This is a genomic window from Shewanella waksmanii, from assembly GCF_043643685.1.
Lineage (GTDB): Bacteria > Pseudomonadota > Gammaproteobacteria > Enterobacterales > Shewanellaceae > Shewanella > Shewanella waksmanii_A.
Genome location: NZ_JBHZSN010000013.1, coordinates 131,150 through 145,284 on the forward strand (window position 1 = coordinate 131,150; position 14,135 = coordinate 145,284).

Annotated in this window: 12 protein-coding genes; 5 read left to right on the top strand and 7 right to left on the bottom strand. The window is 44.8% G+C overall.

What is annotated here, in order from left to right:
- Positions 1 to 12: 12 nt before the first annotated feature.
- The 4 genes from nirB to ACHUFW_RS18195 all read left to right on the top strand — a co-directional run bounded on the left by nirB (position 13) and on the right by ACHUFW_RS18195 (position 6,240).
- Positions 13 to 2,553, top strand: coding sequence for a nitrite reductase large subunit NirB (nirB, locus tag ACHUFW_RS18180; protein ID WP_394205039.1), 2,541 nt, complete (start codon positions 13 to 15; stop codon positions 2,551 to 2,553).
- Between the two features lie 8 nt (positions 2,554 to 2,561).
- Positions 2,562 to 2,894: a nitrite reductase small subunit NirD gene (gene nirD, locus ACHUFW_RS18185; RefSeq protein ID WP_394205040.1), complete on the top strand. Its 333-nt coding sequence runs from the start codon at positions 2,562 to 2,564 to the stop codon at positions 2,892 to 2,894.
- Positions 2,895 to 3,012: 118 nt separating this feature from the next.
- Positions 3,013 to 4,488: a NarK family nitrate/nitrite MFS transporter gene (locus ACHUFW_RS18190; protein ID WP_394205041.1), complete on the top strand. Its 1,476-nt coding sequence runs from the start codon at positions 3,013 to 3,015 to the stop codon at positions 4,486 to 4,488.
- A 12-nt stretch (positions 4,489 to 4,500) separates the two neighbouring features.
- Positions 4,501 to 6,240, top strand: a complete 1,740-nt coding sequence (locus ACHUFW_RS18195; RefSeq protein ID WP_394205042.1) for a protein kinase domain-containing protein — start codon at positions 4,501 to 4,503, stop codon at positions 6,238 to 6,240.
- Here ACHUFW_RS18195 and pstB read toward each other — a convergent pair.
- The 7 genes from pstB to ACHUFW_RS18230 form a co-directional block, all read right to left on the bottom strand.
- Positions 6,237 to 6,986: a phosphate ABC transporter ATP-binding protein PstB gene (pstB, locus tag ACHUFW_RS18200; RefSeq protein ID WP_394205043.1), complete on the bottom strand. Its 750-nt coding sequence runs from the start codon at positions 6,984 to 6,986 to the stop codon at positions 6,237 to 6,239. The genes ACHUFW_RS18195 and pstB overlap by 4 nt on opposite strands.
- 11 nt (positions 6,987 to 6,997) lie before the next feature.
- Positions 6,998 to 7,846 (bottom strand): phosphate ABC transporter permease PstA, encoded by an 849-nt coding sequence (gene pstA, locus ACHUFW_RS18205; protein WP_394205045.1) that lies wholly within the window; start codon positions 7,844 to 7,846, stop codon positions 6,998 to 7,000.
- A gap of 2 nt (positions 7,847 to 7,848) precedes the next feature.
- The gene (gene pstC, locus ACHUFW_RS18210) at positions 7,849 to 8,751 is read right to left on the bottom strand and encodes a phosphate ABC transporter permease subunit PstC (protein WP_394205047.1); all 903 of its coding nucleotides are present in this window, start codon (positions 8,749 to 8,751) and stop codon (positions 7,849 to 7,851) included.
- 82 nt (positions 8,752 to 8,833) lie between these two features.
- Positions 8,834 to 9,643 (bottom strand): phosphate ABC transporter substrate-binding protein, encoded by an 810-nt coding sequence (locus ACHUFW_RS18215; protein WP_394205048.1) that lies wholly within the window; start codon positions 9,641 to 9,643, stop codon positions 8,834 to 8,836.
- 434 nt (positions 9,644 to 10,077) lie between these two features.
- Positions 10,078 to 10,275: a DUF2061 domain-containing protein gene (locus tag ACHUFW_RS18220; protein ID WP_394205050.1), complete on the bottom strand. Its 198-nt coding sequence runs from the start codon at positions 10,273 to 10,275 to the stop codon at positions 10,078 to 10,080.
- A gap of 813 nt (positions 10,276 to 11,088) precedes the next feature.
- Positions 11,089 to 11,991 (bottom strand): 1,4-dihydroxy-2-naphthoyl-CoA synthase, encoded by a 903-nt coding sequence (locus ACHUFW_RS18225; protein WP_394205052.1) that lies wholly within the window; start codon positions 11,989 to 11,991, stop codon positions 11,089 to 11,091.
- A 93-nt stretch (positions 11,992 to 12,084) separates the two neighbouring features.
- Entirely contained in the window at positions 12,085 to 12,438 is a 354-nt protein-coding gene (locus ACHUFW_RS18230; protein WP_394205054.1) for a hypothetical protein, read from the bottom strand.
- 94 nt (positions 12,439 to 12,532) lie between these two features.
- On the opposite strand from ACHUFW_RS18230, the gene ccoG reads away from it, so the two are divergent.
- Positions 12,533 to 13,960, top strand: coding sequence for a cytochrome c oxidase accessory protein CcoG (gene ccoG / locus ACHUFW_RS18235; protein ID WP_394205056.1), 1,428 nt, complete (start codon positions 12,533 to 12,535; stop codon positions 13,958 to 13,960).
- The last annotated feature ends 175 nt before the right edge of the window (positions 13,961 to 14,135 follow it).

The following is a 14,135-nucleotide window of genomic DNA, read 5'->3' on the forward strand; positions in this document are numbered from 1 at the left end:
GAGAGAATCATAATGGAAAAAATTTCAATACTTGTGGTGGGCAACGGCATGGTTGGCCACAAGTTTATCGATAACATGTTGGCGCATGAAAAGGCTGAGCAATTTCAATTAGCGACATTCTCAGAAGAGTCTCGACTTGCCTATGACCGCGTACAGCTTAGTGCTTATTTTAATGGTAAAACCGAGCAAGATTTGGCGCTAACTGATGCGGATTACTATCAGCAACACGGGGTGAAATTCCTCTTAAATGAAAAAGTGACGCATATTGATCCTCAAGCCCACAGTGTGACTACGGCAAGTGGCGAACAAGTGCATTACGACAAACTGGTTCTGGCGACTGGCTCGTATCCTTTTGTTCCCCCCATTCCCGGTCATGAAGCTGAGCATTGTTTGGTATACCGCACCATTGATGATTTAGAAGCGATTACCGAGTCGAGCTGCCACAGTGAAAAAGGCGTCGTTATTGGTGGTGGCTTGTTAGGCTTAGAAGCTGCTAACGCCCTAAAAAACTTAGGTTTGGAAACCCATGTTGTTGAGTTTGCACCACGGCTAATGGCGGTTCAATTAGATGATGGTGGTGCTAACTTACTTAAACATCAAATTGAAGATCTCGGGGTTAGCGTGCATACCGACAAAGCAACCACCGAAATTGTTGCAGGTCAGCAAAGTCGCTATCGACTGAACTTTGCCGATGGCAGTCACTTAGAAACAGACATGATCGTATTTTCTGCGGGCATCCGACCGCAAGATGAGTTGGCTCGCCAATGTGGCTTAGCGATTGGTGAGCGTGGCGGTATTGTCATTAATGATGCCTGCTTAACTAGCGATAATGACATCTACGCCATAGGTGAATGTGCCTTATGGCAAGGGCGTATTTTCGGCTTAGTGGCCCCGGGTTACGCCATGGCCGCTGCGGCAGCAAGCCATATCTGTGGTGAATCTCAGCGATTTACCGGTGCAGATATGAGTACCAAATTGAAGCTGCTTGGCTTGGATGTTGCGAGTATTGGTGATGCCCATGGCAATACTCCAGGAGCACAATCTTATACTTTCCATGATGAAGTGGCTCAAGTTTACAAGCGGTTAATCGTCAATGAGGCCGGTGATCGCGTATTGGGTGCGGTGCTAGTCGGTGATGTTGATGCATATGGTTCGCTGTTGCAGATGATGCTTAATGACATGCCACTGCCAGATCACCCTTCAGCACTGATTTTGCCCAATGTTGAAGGCCAAGCAAGCCAAGGTGTTGGCGTAGAGGCTTTACCTGAGTCTGCTCAGTTATGTTCCTGCTTTGATGTGACTAAAGGTGATGTGATAGCCGCTGTTGCTGATGGCGCCACAAATATGGCGGCAATAAAGAGTTGCACTAAAGCGTCTACAGGTTGCGGTGGTTGTAGTGCACTAGTCAAACAAGTGCTCGACAGTGAGCTTGCTGCATTGGGCCATGAAGTTGACAACAATCTGTGTGAGCATTTTGCTTACACCCGACCAGAACTGGCCGATATTGTCAGAATCAAAAAAATAAAAACTTTTGATGAGCTATTGGCAAGTCATGGCAGCGGCCTGGGTTGCGATGTTTGCAAGCCAACTGTCGGGTCGATTTTAGCCTCATTTTGGAATGACTACGTGTTAGAAGAGCCCCATGTGGGATTGCAAGATACCAATGATGTTTACCTTGGTAATATGCAAAAAGATGGCACTTATTCAGTGGTCCCGCGTATTGCAGGTGGTGAAGTCACCCCTGAAAAGCTGATTGTGCTGGGTGAAGTCGCTAAAGATTTCGATCTTTACACTAAGATAACTGGCGGTCAACGAATCGATTTATTTGGGGCTCAGCTACATGAATTACCGCAGATTTGGCGCCGTCTTGTGGATGCGGGATTTGAAACTGGCCATGCCTACGGTAAGTCGGTGCGTACGGTTAAGTCCTGTGTGGGTGATAGTTGGTGTCGTTATGGGGTTAACGACAGCTTGGGTTTTGCCATAAATATTGAAAATCGTTACAAAGGCTTGCGCTCACCCCACAAACTCAAATTTGCCGTATCAGGATGTACCCGAGAGTGTGCAGAAGCGCAGTCAAAGGATGTCGGTATTATCGCAACCGAAAATGGTTGGAACCTGTACGTCGGTGGTAATGGTGGGATGCGCCCACGTCATGCCGATTTGTTTGCATCGGATCTTGATGATCAAACACTAATTCAATATGTCGATCGATTTTTGATGTTTTATATCCGCAGTGCTGAGCGTTTGCAGCGCACTTCCGTGTGGTTAGAAAGCTTGGAGGGGGGGCTAGATTACCTTAAAGAGGTGATCATTGACGACAAACTGGGCCTTGCTGCTGAGCTAGAAGCTGAAATGGCTCATTGTATTGCTCAGTATCAATGTGAGTGGAAAACCACGCTAGAAAGTCCAGAGAAACTGAAGCGATTCCAGCATTTTATTAATAGTGAACAGAACGATGATGGTTTGGCGTTTGCCCGCGAACGAGCGCAACGTGTGCCTAAACCAAAGTTACAAGCAGAACAAATAAACATAGTTGAGTTGGTCGATTAGGAGGCGCCATGAGTCATTGGATAGATATTTGCCATCGTAATGATGTGGTAGCAGGTACGGGGGTATGTGCACTGGTGAACAGTGAACAGGTTGCTATATTTCGCTGCCGCACAACGGACAGCCTTTATGCGGTTTCTAATTATGACCCAATAGGCCAAGCCAATGTATTGTCGCGAGGCATCATGGGCAGTATCGAGGGGCAGGTCGTGGTGGCCTCTCCATTGTATAAACAACATTTTTGTTTAAATACTGGTAGCTGCTTGCAGTCTCCAGAACATCAACTCAAAACGTATCAAGTGCGTTATGCGGGTGAAAAGATACAACTACTAAGCGCTGCTTAAGCCTGAGGGGCAGCAATAGGCTGCCTATTGAACCGAATTATTAATTTTAAAGCTGCAATGCAAGTGGCCTAGCTTCTTGCGGCCTGAAAAAGGTAAGTTGTAGTTACAAGGAGTCACTATGAGTACGGATAATCGTTTCAACCTACTGTCGTTTAGCGGCAAGATGAAAGTGCTACATTTAAGCTGGATGGCATTTTTTATCACCTTTGTGGTGTGGTTTAATTTTGCGCCATTATTGCAGTCGGTTAAAGAAACATTGGGATTAACCACGGCAGAAATAAAGACGCTGTTGATTCTTAATGTCGCATTTACTATTCCCGCCCGAGTCATTATCGGGATGTTGACTGACCGGTTTGGCCCACGGCTGGTTTATTCCGCATTATTAGCGATTTGCTCGTTGCCCTGTTTTGCCTTTGCGTTAGCTGACAGCTTTACTCAAGCAGCCATCGCGCGATTCTTACTTGGTTTTATTGGTGCTGGATTTGTTATTGGTATTCGCTTGGTGTCTGAGTGGTTCCCCCATAATCAGCTAGGTACCGCAGAAGGTATTTATGGTGGTTGGGGTAATTTTGGTTCGGCGGCTGCTGCATTCACTCTACCAACCGTTGCACTCATGTTTGGCGGTGATGATGGCTGGCGCTATGCCATGGCCGTTACCGGGGTTATGAGCTTGATTTTCTCTTTTGTGTTTTACACCAATGTTGAAGATACCCCGAAAGGAGCGACCTACTTTAAACCGAAAAATCTGACGGCGATGGAGGTGACCTCGAAAGGAGATTTCTGGTTACTATTATTGATGAAGCTACCTATGTATGGTGCGCTAGCGCTGCTGGCATGGAAATTATCGCCCAGCGGTGTCGCCATGCTAACCGATATGACAGTGTATTTTATTTATGCTGGTTTAGCTGTGCTGTATCTGTATGAAGTGAGTCAAGTATGGAAGGTGAACAAGTGGATATTTAGCCAGCCAGTTCCAGAAGTTCATCAGTACAAGTTTAAGCAAGTTGCTGTGCTTAATGTATTGTATTTTGCCACCTTTGGATCAGAGCTTGCGGTGGTATCAATGTTGCCACTGTTTTTTGCCGAAACCTTTACCCTTTCCCCAGTGCTTGCCGGTATGGTGGCTTCGGCCTATGCATTTATGAACCTCATGTCGCGTCCGGGTGGCGGATGGATTTCTGATAAGTTTGGTCGTAAGCCTACTTTACTTATTCTGACCGCAGGCTTAGCGGCGGGTTACTTCTTAATGGGGCAAGTAAACAGCGAGTGGCCGGTGTGGGTTGCTGTGGCGGCGGCAATGGTGTGTTCGTTCTTCGTACAATCAGGCGAAGGGGCGGTATTTGCCACCGTGCCATTGATTAAACGTCGTATGACAGGACAGATTGCCGGCATGACAGGTGCCTATGGTAATGTCGGCGCAGTATGTTACCTCACCGTTTTATCATTCGTTGATTACAGCACCTTCTTTTATGTCATCTCGGCAACTGCCGTATTAGGCTTCCTTATCTTGTTGTTTATGGAGGAGCCTAAAGGCCAAATTGCCGAGGTTAATGAAGATGGCAGTGTTGAATTGATTCAAGTTTCTAACCACTAGGTTGGCCTAGTTATGACACAACAGCAGCCTAGTTTAACCAGCCATAACCAACTTGATGTCAGCTTTGGTGGTTGTTCTAGTGCTGGCTTGCGTGAACAAAACCAAGATGCGTTCGCGGCGCGCAAACCAACCCGCGCGTCGCAGCTAAACCACAAAGGTGCCGTTGCTTGTATTGCTGATGGTGTCAGCTGTAGCCAGCATGGTCAGCAAGCGAGTCAAACCTGTGTTACCCAGTTTATTGAAGACTATTATGCAACGCCAGATACCTGGGGTGTTAAGCAGGCGGTATCGCGAGTATTAAGCTCGCTAAACCGCTGGCTTTATCATCATTCTCAGCAGTCACAGTTGCGTCATAATGGCTTCGTATCAACCTTTAGTGCTGTGGTATTCAAGTCGGCCACGGCACATTTTTTACATGTCGGTGATTCTCGAATTTATCGTTATCGCCAGGGTAAGTTGTTGCAAATGACCAAAGATCATTGTCGCCAAGGATTAGGAGACAAAGGCTTTCTTACCCGAGCGCTGGGAATTGATAGTCAAGTTGAGGTTGACTATCAAACTCACGAATTGCAGCGTGATGATATTTACCTGTTAAGCACAGATGGTGTTCATGATTGGCTGTCAAACTCACAATTAAGTGAGTTGTTGTCAAAGCAAACCGATTTAGAGCAGTGTGCCGATAACATTGTAGCGCAAGCTGCTATGGCGGGGAGTGATGATAATTTAAGCTGCCTATTGGTTAAGGTGAATACGCTACCTTATGCAGATATTAGTGAGCTAAATCAGCAGCTGTTACATCGGGTGATCCCTCCGGTGCTGCAACAAGGGCAAAGTATTGATAAGTGGCAAGTGAAGAAGGTGATTTATAGCGGTAGTCGTAGCCATATTTATGCGGTTGAGTCGCCGTTATATCAACAAACCTTTTTGATGAAAGTCCCGTCACTCAACTATCAAGATGATCTGGATTATCGCAAAGCATTTATTCGTGAGCAATGGATTGGCGAGCGAACTTGCTCACCACTGTTAATGCGTATCTATCCGCAGGAGTCTCGTTTTTTATATCACTTATGCCAATTTGTGCCAGGCATTACTTTGCGGCAATGGATGTTTGACCACCCAAAGCCATCGTTAACTGAGGTTAGAGACGTTTTTTCAGCGATGGCTGCGGCAGTCCGCGCATTGCAGCGCATTGGAGTGACTCATCGAGATTTAAAGCCAGAAAATATGATGCTCAAGCCTAATGGCGATATTGTATTGCTAGATTATGGTGCAGCAGATGCACGAGGACTGGTAGAAAGTGAGTTCTCGGCAGATACCTTACCCCTAGGCGATTTGGGTTATATTGCGCCCGAGTATATTGATGGTCGAGCTGATCATCAGTCGGATATTTTTTCTATGGGAGTGATTCTGTATGAAATGCTCAGCGGTCAGCGGCCCTATAAAAAACGTAATGTAACCTATCAATCCAGTCGACAAGCTTATGACTGGCAATACCAACCGCTTAGTCGGCATCGTCAAGATGTGCCTTTTTGGGTTGATCAGGTGATAAAGCGAGCCTGCCACCCTGATAACCGGCAGCGATATACCAGTATGTCTGAGCTGGTAGCTGACTTGTCGACTCCCAATCAGGCTGTGCTAACCGAAACTGAAAACGCACCATTGCTGGTGCGTGATCCATTGCGTTTTTGGCAAAGCGTTAGCGGCATACTGTTAGTGATCGTTTTACTACAGTTGTTGATGTGGCTGAGTTAACCAAATTCACCACTGACATAGCCTTGGGTGCGTTGATCCCTTGGTTGATGAAAAATTTGCTCTGTTTCACCATGTTCTACTAATTCACCCATCCAGAAAAACGCGGTTTTATCTGAGATACGTTTTGCTTGGTTCATGGAGTGAGTCACAATCACGATGGTGAACTTTTTACGCAGCTCATCCATTAACTCTTCGATTTTATGAGTTGCAATCGGATCCAGCGCACTTGTTGGCTCATCCATTAAAATGACTTCAGGCTTCATTGCTATGGTGCGTGCTATACATAAGCGCTGCTGCTGGCCACCTGAAAGCCCTTGGCCGGGAGCATTTAGTCGATCTTTTACCTCATCCCAAAGCGCGGCACTACGTAGAGATTCTTCTACTGCCGCATCAAGAACTTTTTTGTCTTTTATGCCTTGGGCTTTTAGGCCAAAAGCGACGTTTTCATAGATACTCATAGGGAAGGGATTAGGCTTTTGAAATACCATCCCTACTCGCATTCTTAGCTGCTTAACATCAACATCTCGGTAAATATCATCACCTTCAAAGGCAATTTCTCCAGTAATTTTTACACCTTCGACAAGATCGTTCATTCGATTTAGTGTGCGCAGCAAGGTCGATTTTCCACACCCAGAAGGCCCGATTAGTGCGGTGACTTGCTTAGCAGGAATCGGCAGCGAAATATCTTTTAGGGCGTGATTGTCACCATAAAATAGATTTAAATTGTTAACGGCTAATTTGTTCATGGTTACTGACCTTAATGAGATGCTTTATTAAATTTGCTGGCAATCACTTTGGTTGCCATGTTGAGCACGAGCACCAATACAATCAGCACAGTTGCAGTTGCATAGGCTTGGTCCCACTCATATTGAGTAAATAGCTCTTGTGTTAATTTGTAGAGGTGTACGGTTAGGGTACGGCCTGATTCCAACACAGATTCTGGTATTTGAGTCACCATACCCGCAGTGAGGAAAACCGGTGCAGACTCACCAATGACACGGCCAGTACTTAAAATGACCGATGTGACAATGCCTGGCATGGCACTTGGCAAAATTAACCGCCAAATGGTATAGATTTTTGACGCACCTAACGCGTATCCGCCTTCTCGGTAGCTTAATGGCACTGCAAGTAGTGCTTCTTCAGTGGTACGGATCAATACCGGCAGAATCAGCATCGCTAAGGTAAGAGAGCCTGATAAAATCGAGAACCCTAGCCCTAACGTAGTGACAAAGAACGTCATGCCAAATAGGCCATATACGATAGAGGGGATACCCGCTAATGACTCAATACAGAAGCGAATCATTTTTACCACTGAGCTACCGGGTTTGGCATATTCTGTAAGGTAGATTGCCGTCATGATGCCAATAGGAGCGGCAATGGCTAGTGATAGCAGCACCATATAAACGGTAGATACGATCATCGCCCAAATACCAGACGCTTCGCCAATGCGAGTATAGGCCCCAGTGATGAAGTCCCATGTAACGTGGGCTAGACCATTACTTAAGATGTGCCAAACTACCCACAGCAGAAACATAATCGTTGTTGCGGCAGCGCCCCAAATGGCGACAAGCAGGATTTTGTCTTGATTATCTCTAGTTAATCTCATGATTATGCTCGTTTTCTATTTACATAAAGTAGGCTTGCATTGAGCAATACAATGAAGGCCAATAACACGATGCCAGTCGAGTAAAGTGCACTAGCATGAATGCCGGTAGCGTAGGCCATTTCCATGGCGATGTTTGCTGTTAATGTTCGAGCTGGCTCAAGCAGTGAGCCCGGCATCGCAGGGGCGTTACCCATTACCATGATAATCGCCATGGTTTCACCAATAGCGCGGGCAATGCCCAGCGCAACACCGGTTAAAATACCGCTCTTAGCGGCCGGAACCAGTACCTTAAAAATACTGTAAATATGCGATGCACCGAGTGCTAACGCCCCTTCTTTATAACTAGCAGGAAGCGCTCTAATTGATGTTTCTGAAATGGTAATGACCGTTGGCAAAATCATAATTGCCAATACGATGATACCCGCCAGTACTGTGTTACCAGCGGGGATATTAAATAGTGTCTCGATGGCGGGTACGATAATGACCAAGCCAAAGAAGCCATAGACAACAGAGGGAATGCCTGCAAGTAGTTCTACGGCAGGTCTAACAATATTTGCCAACCACTTTGGGGCCAGCTCTGCAAGGAACACTGCTGTTAATATAGCAATGGGCACACCAATCATAACCGCACCTAAGGTCGATATGAGTGATGCAACAATCATCGGGAAGATGCCGTAAAGGGCTGGCGGAAGCCATTCTCGTCCGGTGATTAAGTTAACTGCGCCTGCCTCAGAAAAAGCAGGTAAACCTTCTTGAAATACAAACCAACCAATGGTGGCGACGGATATCACGCCCACCATGGCGCTACATAAAAATAGCGCATGAAAAATCATACCGATTGGATCAAAGCTTTTGTTGGGCTTTAGCTTTAATTCTGCTGTGCGGATCTTAGTTGCCGTATCCATCACTGTGCCTCAATGTCTTACCGATGATAAAAAGTCCAAAAAGACAGCGATGGAGCAATCGCTGTCTTTTTGGAAAAGTCTATTACTGAACGCGAATGTAGCCTTCAGCAGCGACAATGCTTTGACCGTCGTTAGACATGATGTAGTCGATAAACTGCTTAGCTGTGTCTGGGGCTGCTTTATCCATCAATACGATAAATGGGCGGGCAATTTTGTAGTCACCCGCAGCAATGTTGTCGTCGCTTGCAGCTACACCATCAACATCGATTGCACGTAATGAATCATCAACACTGCCAAGTGAAATATAACCAATGGCATAAGGGTTATTGGAAACAATTGTCTTGATCATGCCGTTACCATTACCTACTTGTGCAGTTGGTGAGATAGCTGTGACTTTATGGCCATTAACGGTACGTTGTAGTTTCATGATCTCCTCAAATGCACCTCGAGTGCCTGAACCTGCTTCACGGGTGACAACAACGATGGGACGTGCTTCTCCACCAACTTCACTCCAATTCTTGATTTCACCGCGGTAGATTTTTGCGATCTGTTCTTGAGTAAGGTTTTTGACTGGGTTGGCATTGTTAACTGCAGCAGCAATACCGTCGCGGGCAATAACGACCTCTTTAATATCACTGGTAAGCTCGCTGTCTTTTACATTGCGTGATGACATGCCAATCATACTGGTACCATCTTTTGCTGCGCGAATCCCCGCAGATGATCCGGTACTTTGCACTTCAACGTTTTTGTTGGTGCTGTTCTGATAGTTTTCAGCTAATACTTCCATGACATGGGCTACAGAGGTTGAGCCAGATACTGTAACTGTGCTTGCTTGAACAAGCGGGGTTGCCATTAAACCAACAGCTGTAAGTAAACCAATTACTTTCTTCATTACAAGTTCCACTTAAAATGGTTATAGAGAGTGTTATCTGCTTCAACAAATTGAAAGCCAGCGCATTAAGACATGTAAATATGACAGTTTGGTTACGGTGTGCTGTTGGTGGATTTGAAGGCAGCGAAACAACTGAAGTAATAAAGTAATTGCTAATGTGGGTAACTAAAGCGCTGCAGAACTTTCACTGAAAAGCAAGTGAAATAGTCTTAAATTTCTGCTTGGAATAACGAAGTGAGTTGTATTAGTGCTTTAGATGTTGTCATGACTTTTAACGATAATGGCGTTGTTTGCCATAGTTCATTTCGAGTTAATATTGATTTAAGTTTGCTTGGGCTTGGCTTGTGAATAAGTCAGTTTGTTTGAGCTCGCATCAAACTTTTATGAAGATTTTATGACAACAACTGCCTATTCGTTTTTTGAACACTAACAGCCTAAATTTGAATAGGCTGTTGGGGGTGACGAGCTTCGTAACGTTTCCAGACTTTTTCATGGAAGTAAAACACTATGGTGTTGATAGCTGGTTCGATAAGTGCAACAGCGCCACCTATTACTACACTGCCTGTTAATAAATAAGTAATAGTGAATGCGACACCGAAATGTAAAATTGCAAAAGTGATAGTCTTAGCCATAGTGATACCCTCCTTAATTGATGGGCAAATAATAATCATTATCATTTAAAAGATAAAGCTTTCGATATAGATTAATTTGATAGGCTTTTTCGATTAACTCGATTTTGTTGAACTTTGGTGGGTAAACTTTGTTTGCAATACAAACATGTTAATGGTGGTGAAAGGCTTGATTACTCTGGATAGTTTGGCTGTACAAACTATACCAATCGGCATAAAGATGTGATCGCTCAGCGAGAGTTTAGCGCTTGTGAGACAAGGTCATTAAATGCTCCTCGGTAACTGCTCCTGCGTTACTCTACCTCCTATACCCCTATAGTCGTGCATTAATGACATTCACCACATCCATGTGGTTTGCAACGAATGAAGGGCATAGTTACTCTACGTTCAAGTTCGTTTACACAGTATCAGAAGTGCTAAAACTCGCCCTTTGGGCGCTTTTTTGGCTGCCTACTTCTTCGTTGAATAACTTCCCAATAGAACCACTATTACTTAAGTTATTCGTCTCGAACTCGTTTGCCAAAAATAGCTCTGATTAGATCACTTTCTTATCCCGATTGGTATTATATCAAAGCTGAGCTCAACATCACCCCAGAGAGCTAAATGTTCCATGGCCTAAAAATGACAAAGCCCACCTAAAGTGAGCTTTGTATTGATTGCGATTATTAGCGTGATTGATTAAGGCCGACGCTTTCTGCTGCGGTTATTGGCTACAGTGGCATTCTCAAGTGAAGCTACTTGGTTTCTGGGCTTGATAACTAACAACAAGTCGCTTTAGCAAGTAGCTTGAACGGCCTACATACCTTAGTCGTTACTTTAGTAGTGCCAAGGGAACTTACTAAAATCTTGGTCGCGTTTTTCTAAAAAGGCATCTCGGCCTTCTTGCGCTTCATCGGTACCATAAGCAAGACGTGTGGCTTCCCCAGCGAAGAGTTGCTGACCCACTAAGCCATCATCGGGTAAATTGAAACCGTATTTAAGCATACGCATCGCCGTTGGCGACTTACTATTGATTTCTTTTGCCCAGGCAAGCGCTTCGGTTTCTAAATCGGCGTGGGGAATGGCGCGATTAACCATACCCATATCAAATGCTTCTTCAGCACTGTAATTAAAGCCAAGGAAGAAGATCTCGCGAGCCCGCTTTTGACCGATCATCTTAGCCAGATAAGCACTACCATAGCCAGAATCAAAACTACCGACATCAGGGTCTGTTTGTTTAAATACAGCGTGTTCTTTTGAGGCTAAGGTTAAATCACACACCACATGTAGGCTATGACCACCGCCAACAGCCCAGCCTGGTACGACAGCAATAACCACTTTAGGCATAAAGCGTATTAGGCGTTGCACTTCTAAGATATGTAGTCGGCCCATACGAGCGATATCGGGTTTGCCAGCTTCTTCACCTTCATATTTATAGCCGTCTTTCCCACGAATGCGTTGATCGCCGCCGGCACAGAAGGAATGTTGGCCTTTTGCCGATGGACCATTTCCTGTCAGCAATACACAACCTACATCAGACCATTGTCTGGCGTGATCTAATGCGGTGTACAGTTCGTCAACGGTTTTAGGGCGAAAAGAGTTGAGGCAGTCTGGGCGATTAATGGCGATTCTTACAGTGCCCTGATCTTTGGCTCTATGGTAAGTAATATCTTCAAATTCAAATCCAGATACCTGTTCCCAAAGCGTAGGATCAAATATATCGGAAACCTTCTGAGTCATAGCATAGCCTTTACACGGATTATTAAAACGTAATCTGCAAAGGCTAGGCTTATTCTCTACTTAGGTCAATTGCCAGTGTTAAAAGCGGGGAGTTTAGTTGATTTTATCGCAAATAAAGCGCTGATTATCGCGACTTAAAGCGGGATGACGATCTGCGTTGCTTCCACAGAAGCTTTGCTTATATTCAGCTACACTATGTTCAGAGGCTAAAATCGCGTCCAAAGCGACTAACTCTGCATTAGAAAGCCTATCGCTGATTTCAGCTTTAATATTCTTAATGCGGTTATCAACTTTGATGATTTGCGTACCAGTCATGGAATCAATTTTGTTTTCGATTTGGCTAAGTAGTGCTTCGGTCTGGGCGATGGGCTTGTCGAGCTCGTTGGTTTCGGTAGCAAGGTAATAGAGTAACCCCACGCCGATAGCTAAAATAATCCAGCCTTTCATGTGATCTAACCCCAGTTTTTGGTGAACAAAATGTGATATATGTGAGTATAATAAGCTAGTTTTTATGCATTATTAAAGCTGTAAGGCTATAAAGATGACCTCAAATTCTTCCAAGAAAGACTTTTCCAAGGCAGAACGGATTAAGATTCACCAGCCTGATGCCAGTAAGGCAGACAGATTTAACCCGCGAAACCGAATTTATGTGCGAGCAATTGAAGGTGTATGGACCCAATTAAGAAGGCGTTTAGGTTGGGTTGCGATGCTATTTTTCTTAATTCTACCCTGGATTCCCTGGGGAGATAGACAAGCAGTCTGGTTTAACTTAAGCGAGCAAAAGTTTCATATCTTTGCTCTCACTATCTGGCCACAAGATCTCACCTTATTGGCAGCGTTATTAATGGTAGCTGCGTTCGGGCTATTTTTCGTTACCACCTATCTTGGGCGTGTGTGGTGTGGTTATACCTGCCCGCAAACAGTGTGGACCTTTATCTTTATCTGGTTTGAGGAAAAACTAGAAGGGGCACGCAATAAGCGAATTAAGTTAGACCAAATGCCGTGGAGCTTTAATAAGCTATGGCGCAAAACCGCAAAGCATGCTTCTTGGATAGCGATATCTTTACTTACGGCGATGACCTTTGTGTCCTATTTCGTACCAACATCAGAAGTGTACCGAGATGTGTTTACACTCAATGCCAGTGGCGGGGTGTATTTTTGGGTGGTGTTGTTTACTTTCGCAACCTACGGTAATGCAGGTTGGATGCGAGAGATAATGTGTATTCACATGTGCCCTTATGCACGTTTCCAAGCGGCAATGTTTGATAAGAACACTTTCATAGTCGGTTATGATGCAAAGCGTGGTGAAACCCGCGGGCCACGTTCACGTAAAGCTGATCCTAAAGCGCTTGGCCTTGGCGATTGTATCGACTGCGACTTATGTGTACAGGTTTGTCCTACCGGAATCGATATTCGCAACGGCTTGCAATATGAGTGTATTAATTGTGGGGCTTGTATTGATGCTTGTGACACCACCATGGAACGAATGGGATATGACAAAGGCTTAATTGCCTATACCACTGAAAATAAGCTTGACGGTATTAAACAAAAAGTCTTGCGTCCTAAATTGGTTGGCTATGGTGCGGTATTGGCCACAATGATCGTTATCTTTATTTATGCCAGCGCTACGATTGCGCCTGTGCGTATCGATGTGATTCGCGATCGTAATGAGTTGTTTAGAGAAAATAACCAAGGTTTAATTGAAAACACCTTTACCCTTAAGTTGCTCAATAAGACCGAGCAAACGCACCTATATAACCTGAGCATTGAAGGTCTACCAAACTATCAATGGTATGGACCGCAACAAGTCAGCATGAAAGGTGGAGAAATACTGACATTACCTATTAGTGTTGCCGTAGACCCGGTTGACCTATCTAGGCCGATGCTCAAGATTAACTTTAAAGTTTCTACCATGACAGATGGCAACACGATAGAAGCGATCCAAGAATCACGCTTCTTTAGCCAATAATGGTTGGGTATCGCGTGTAAAGCGCTAAAAAAGGGGGCTTTTAGCCCCTTTTTTGTGCGTTTCGTCTGATAAATGCACGCTTGGCAATAAAAATGTCATTTTCTTTCAAAAAGCGCTTGCACAAAAACTTCAGCTCCCTATAATGCGCTCCCACTGACACGGCAAGCAGCGCTGC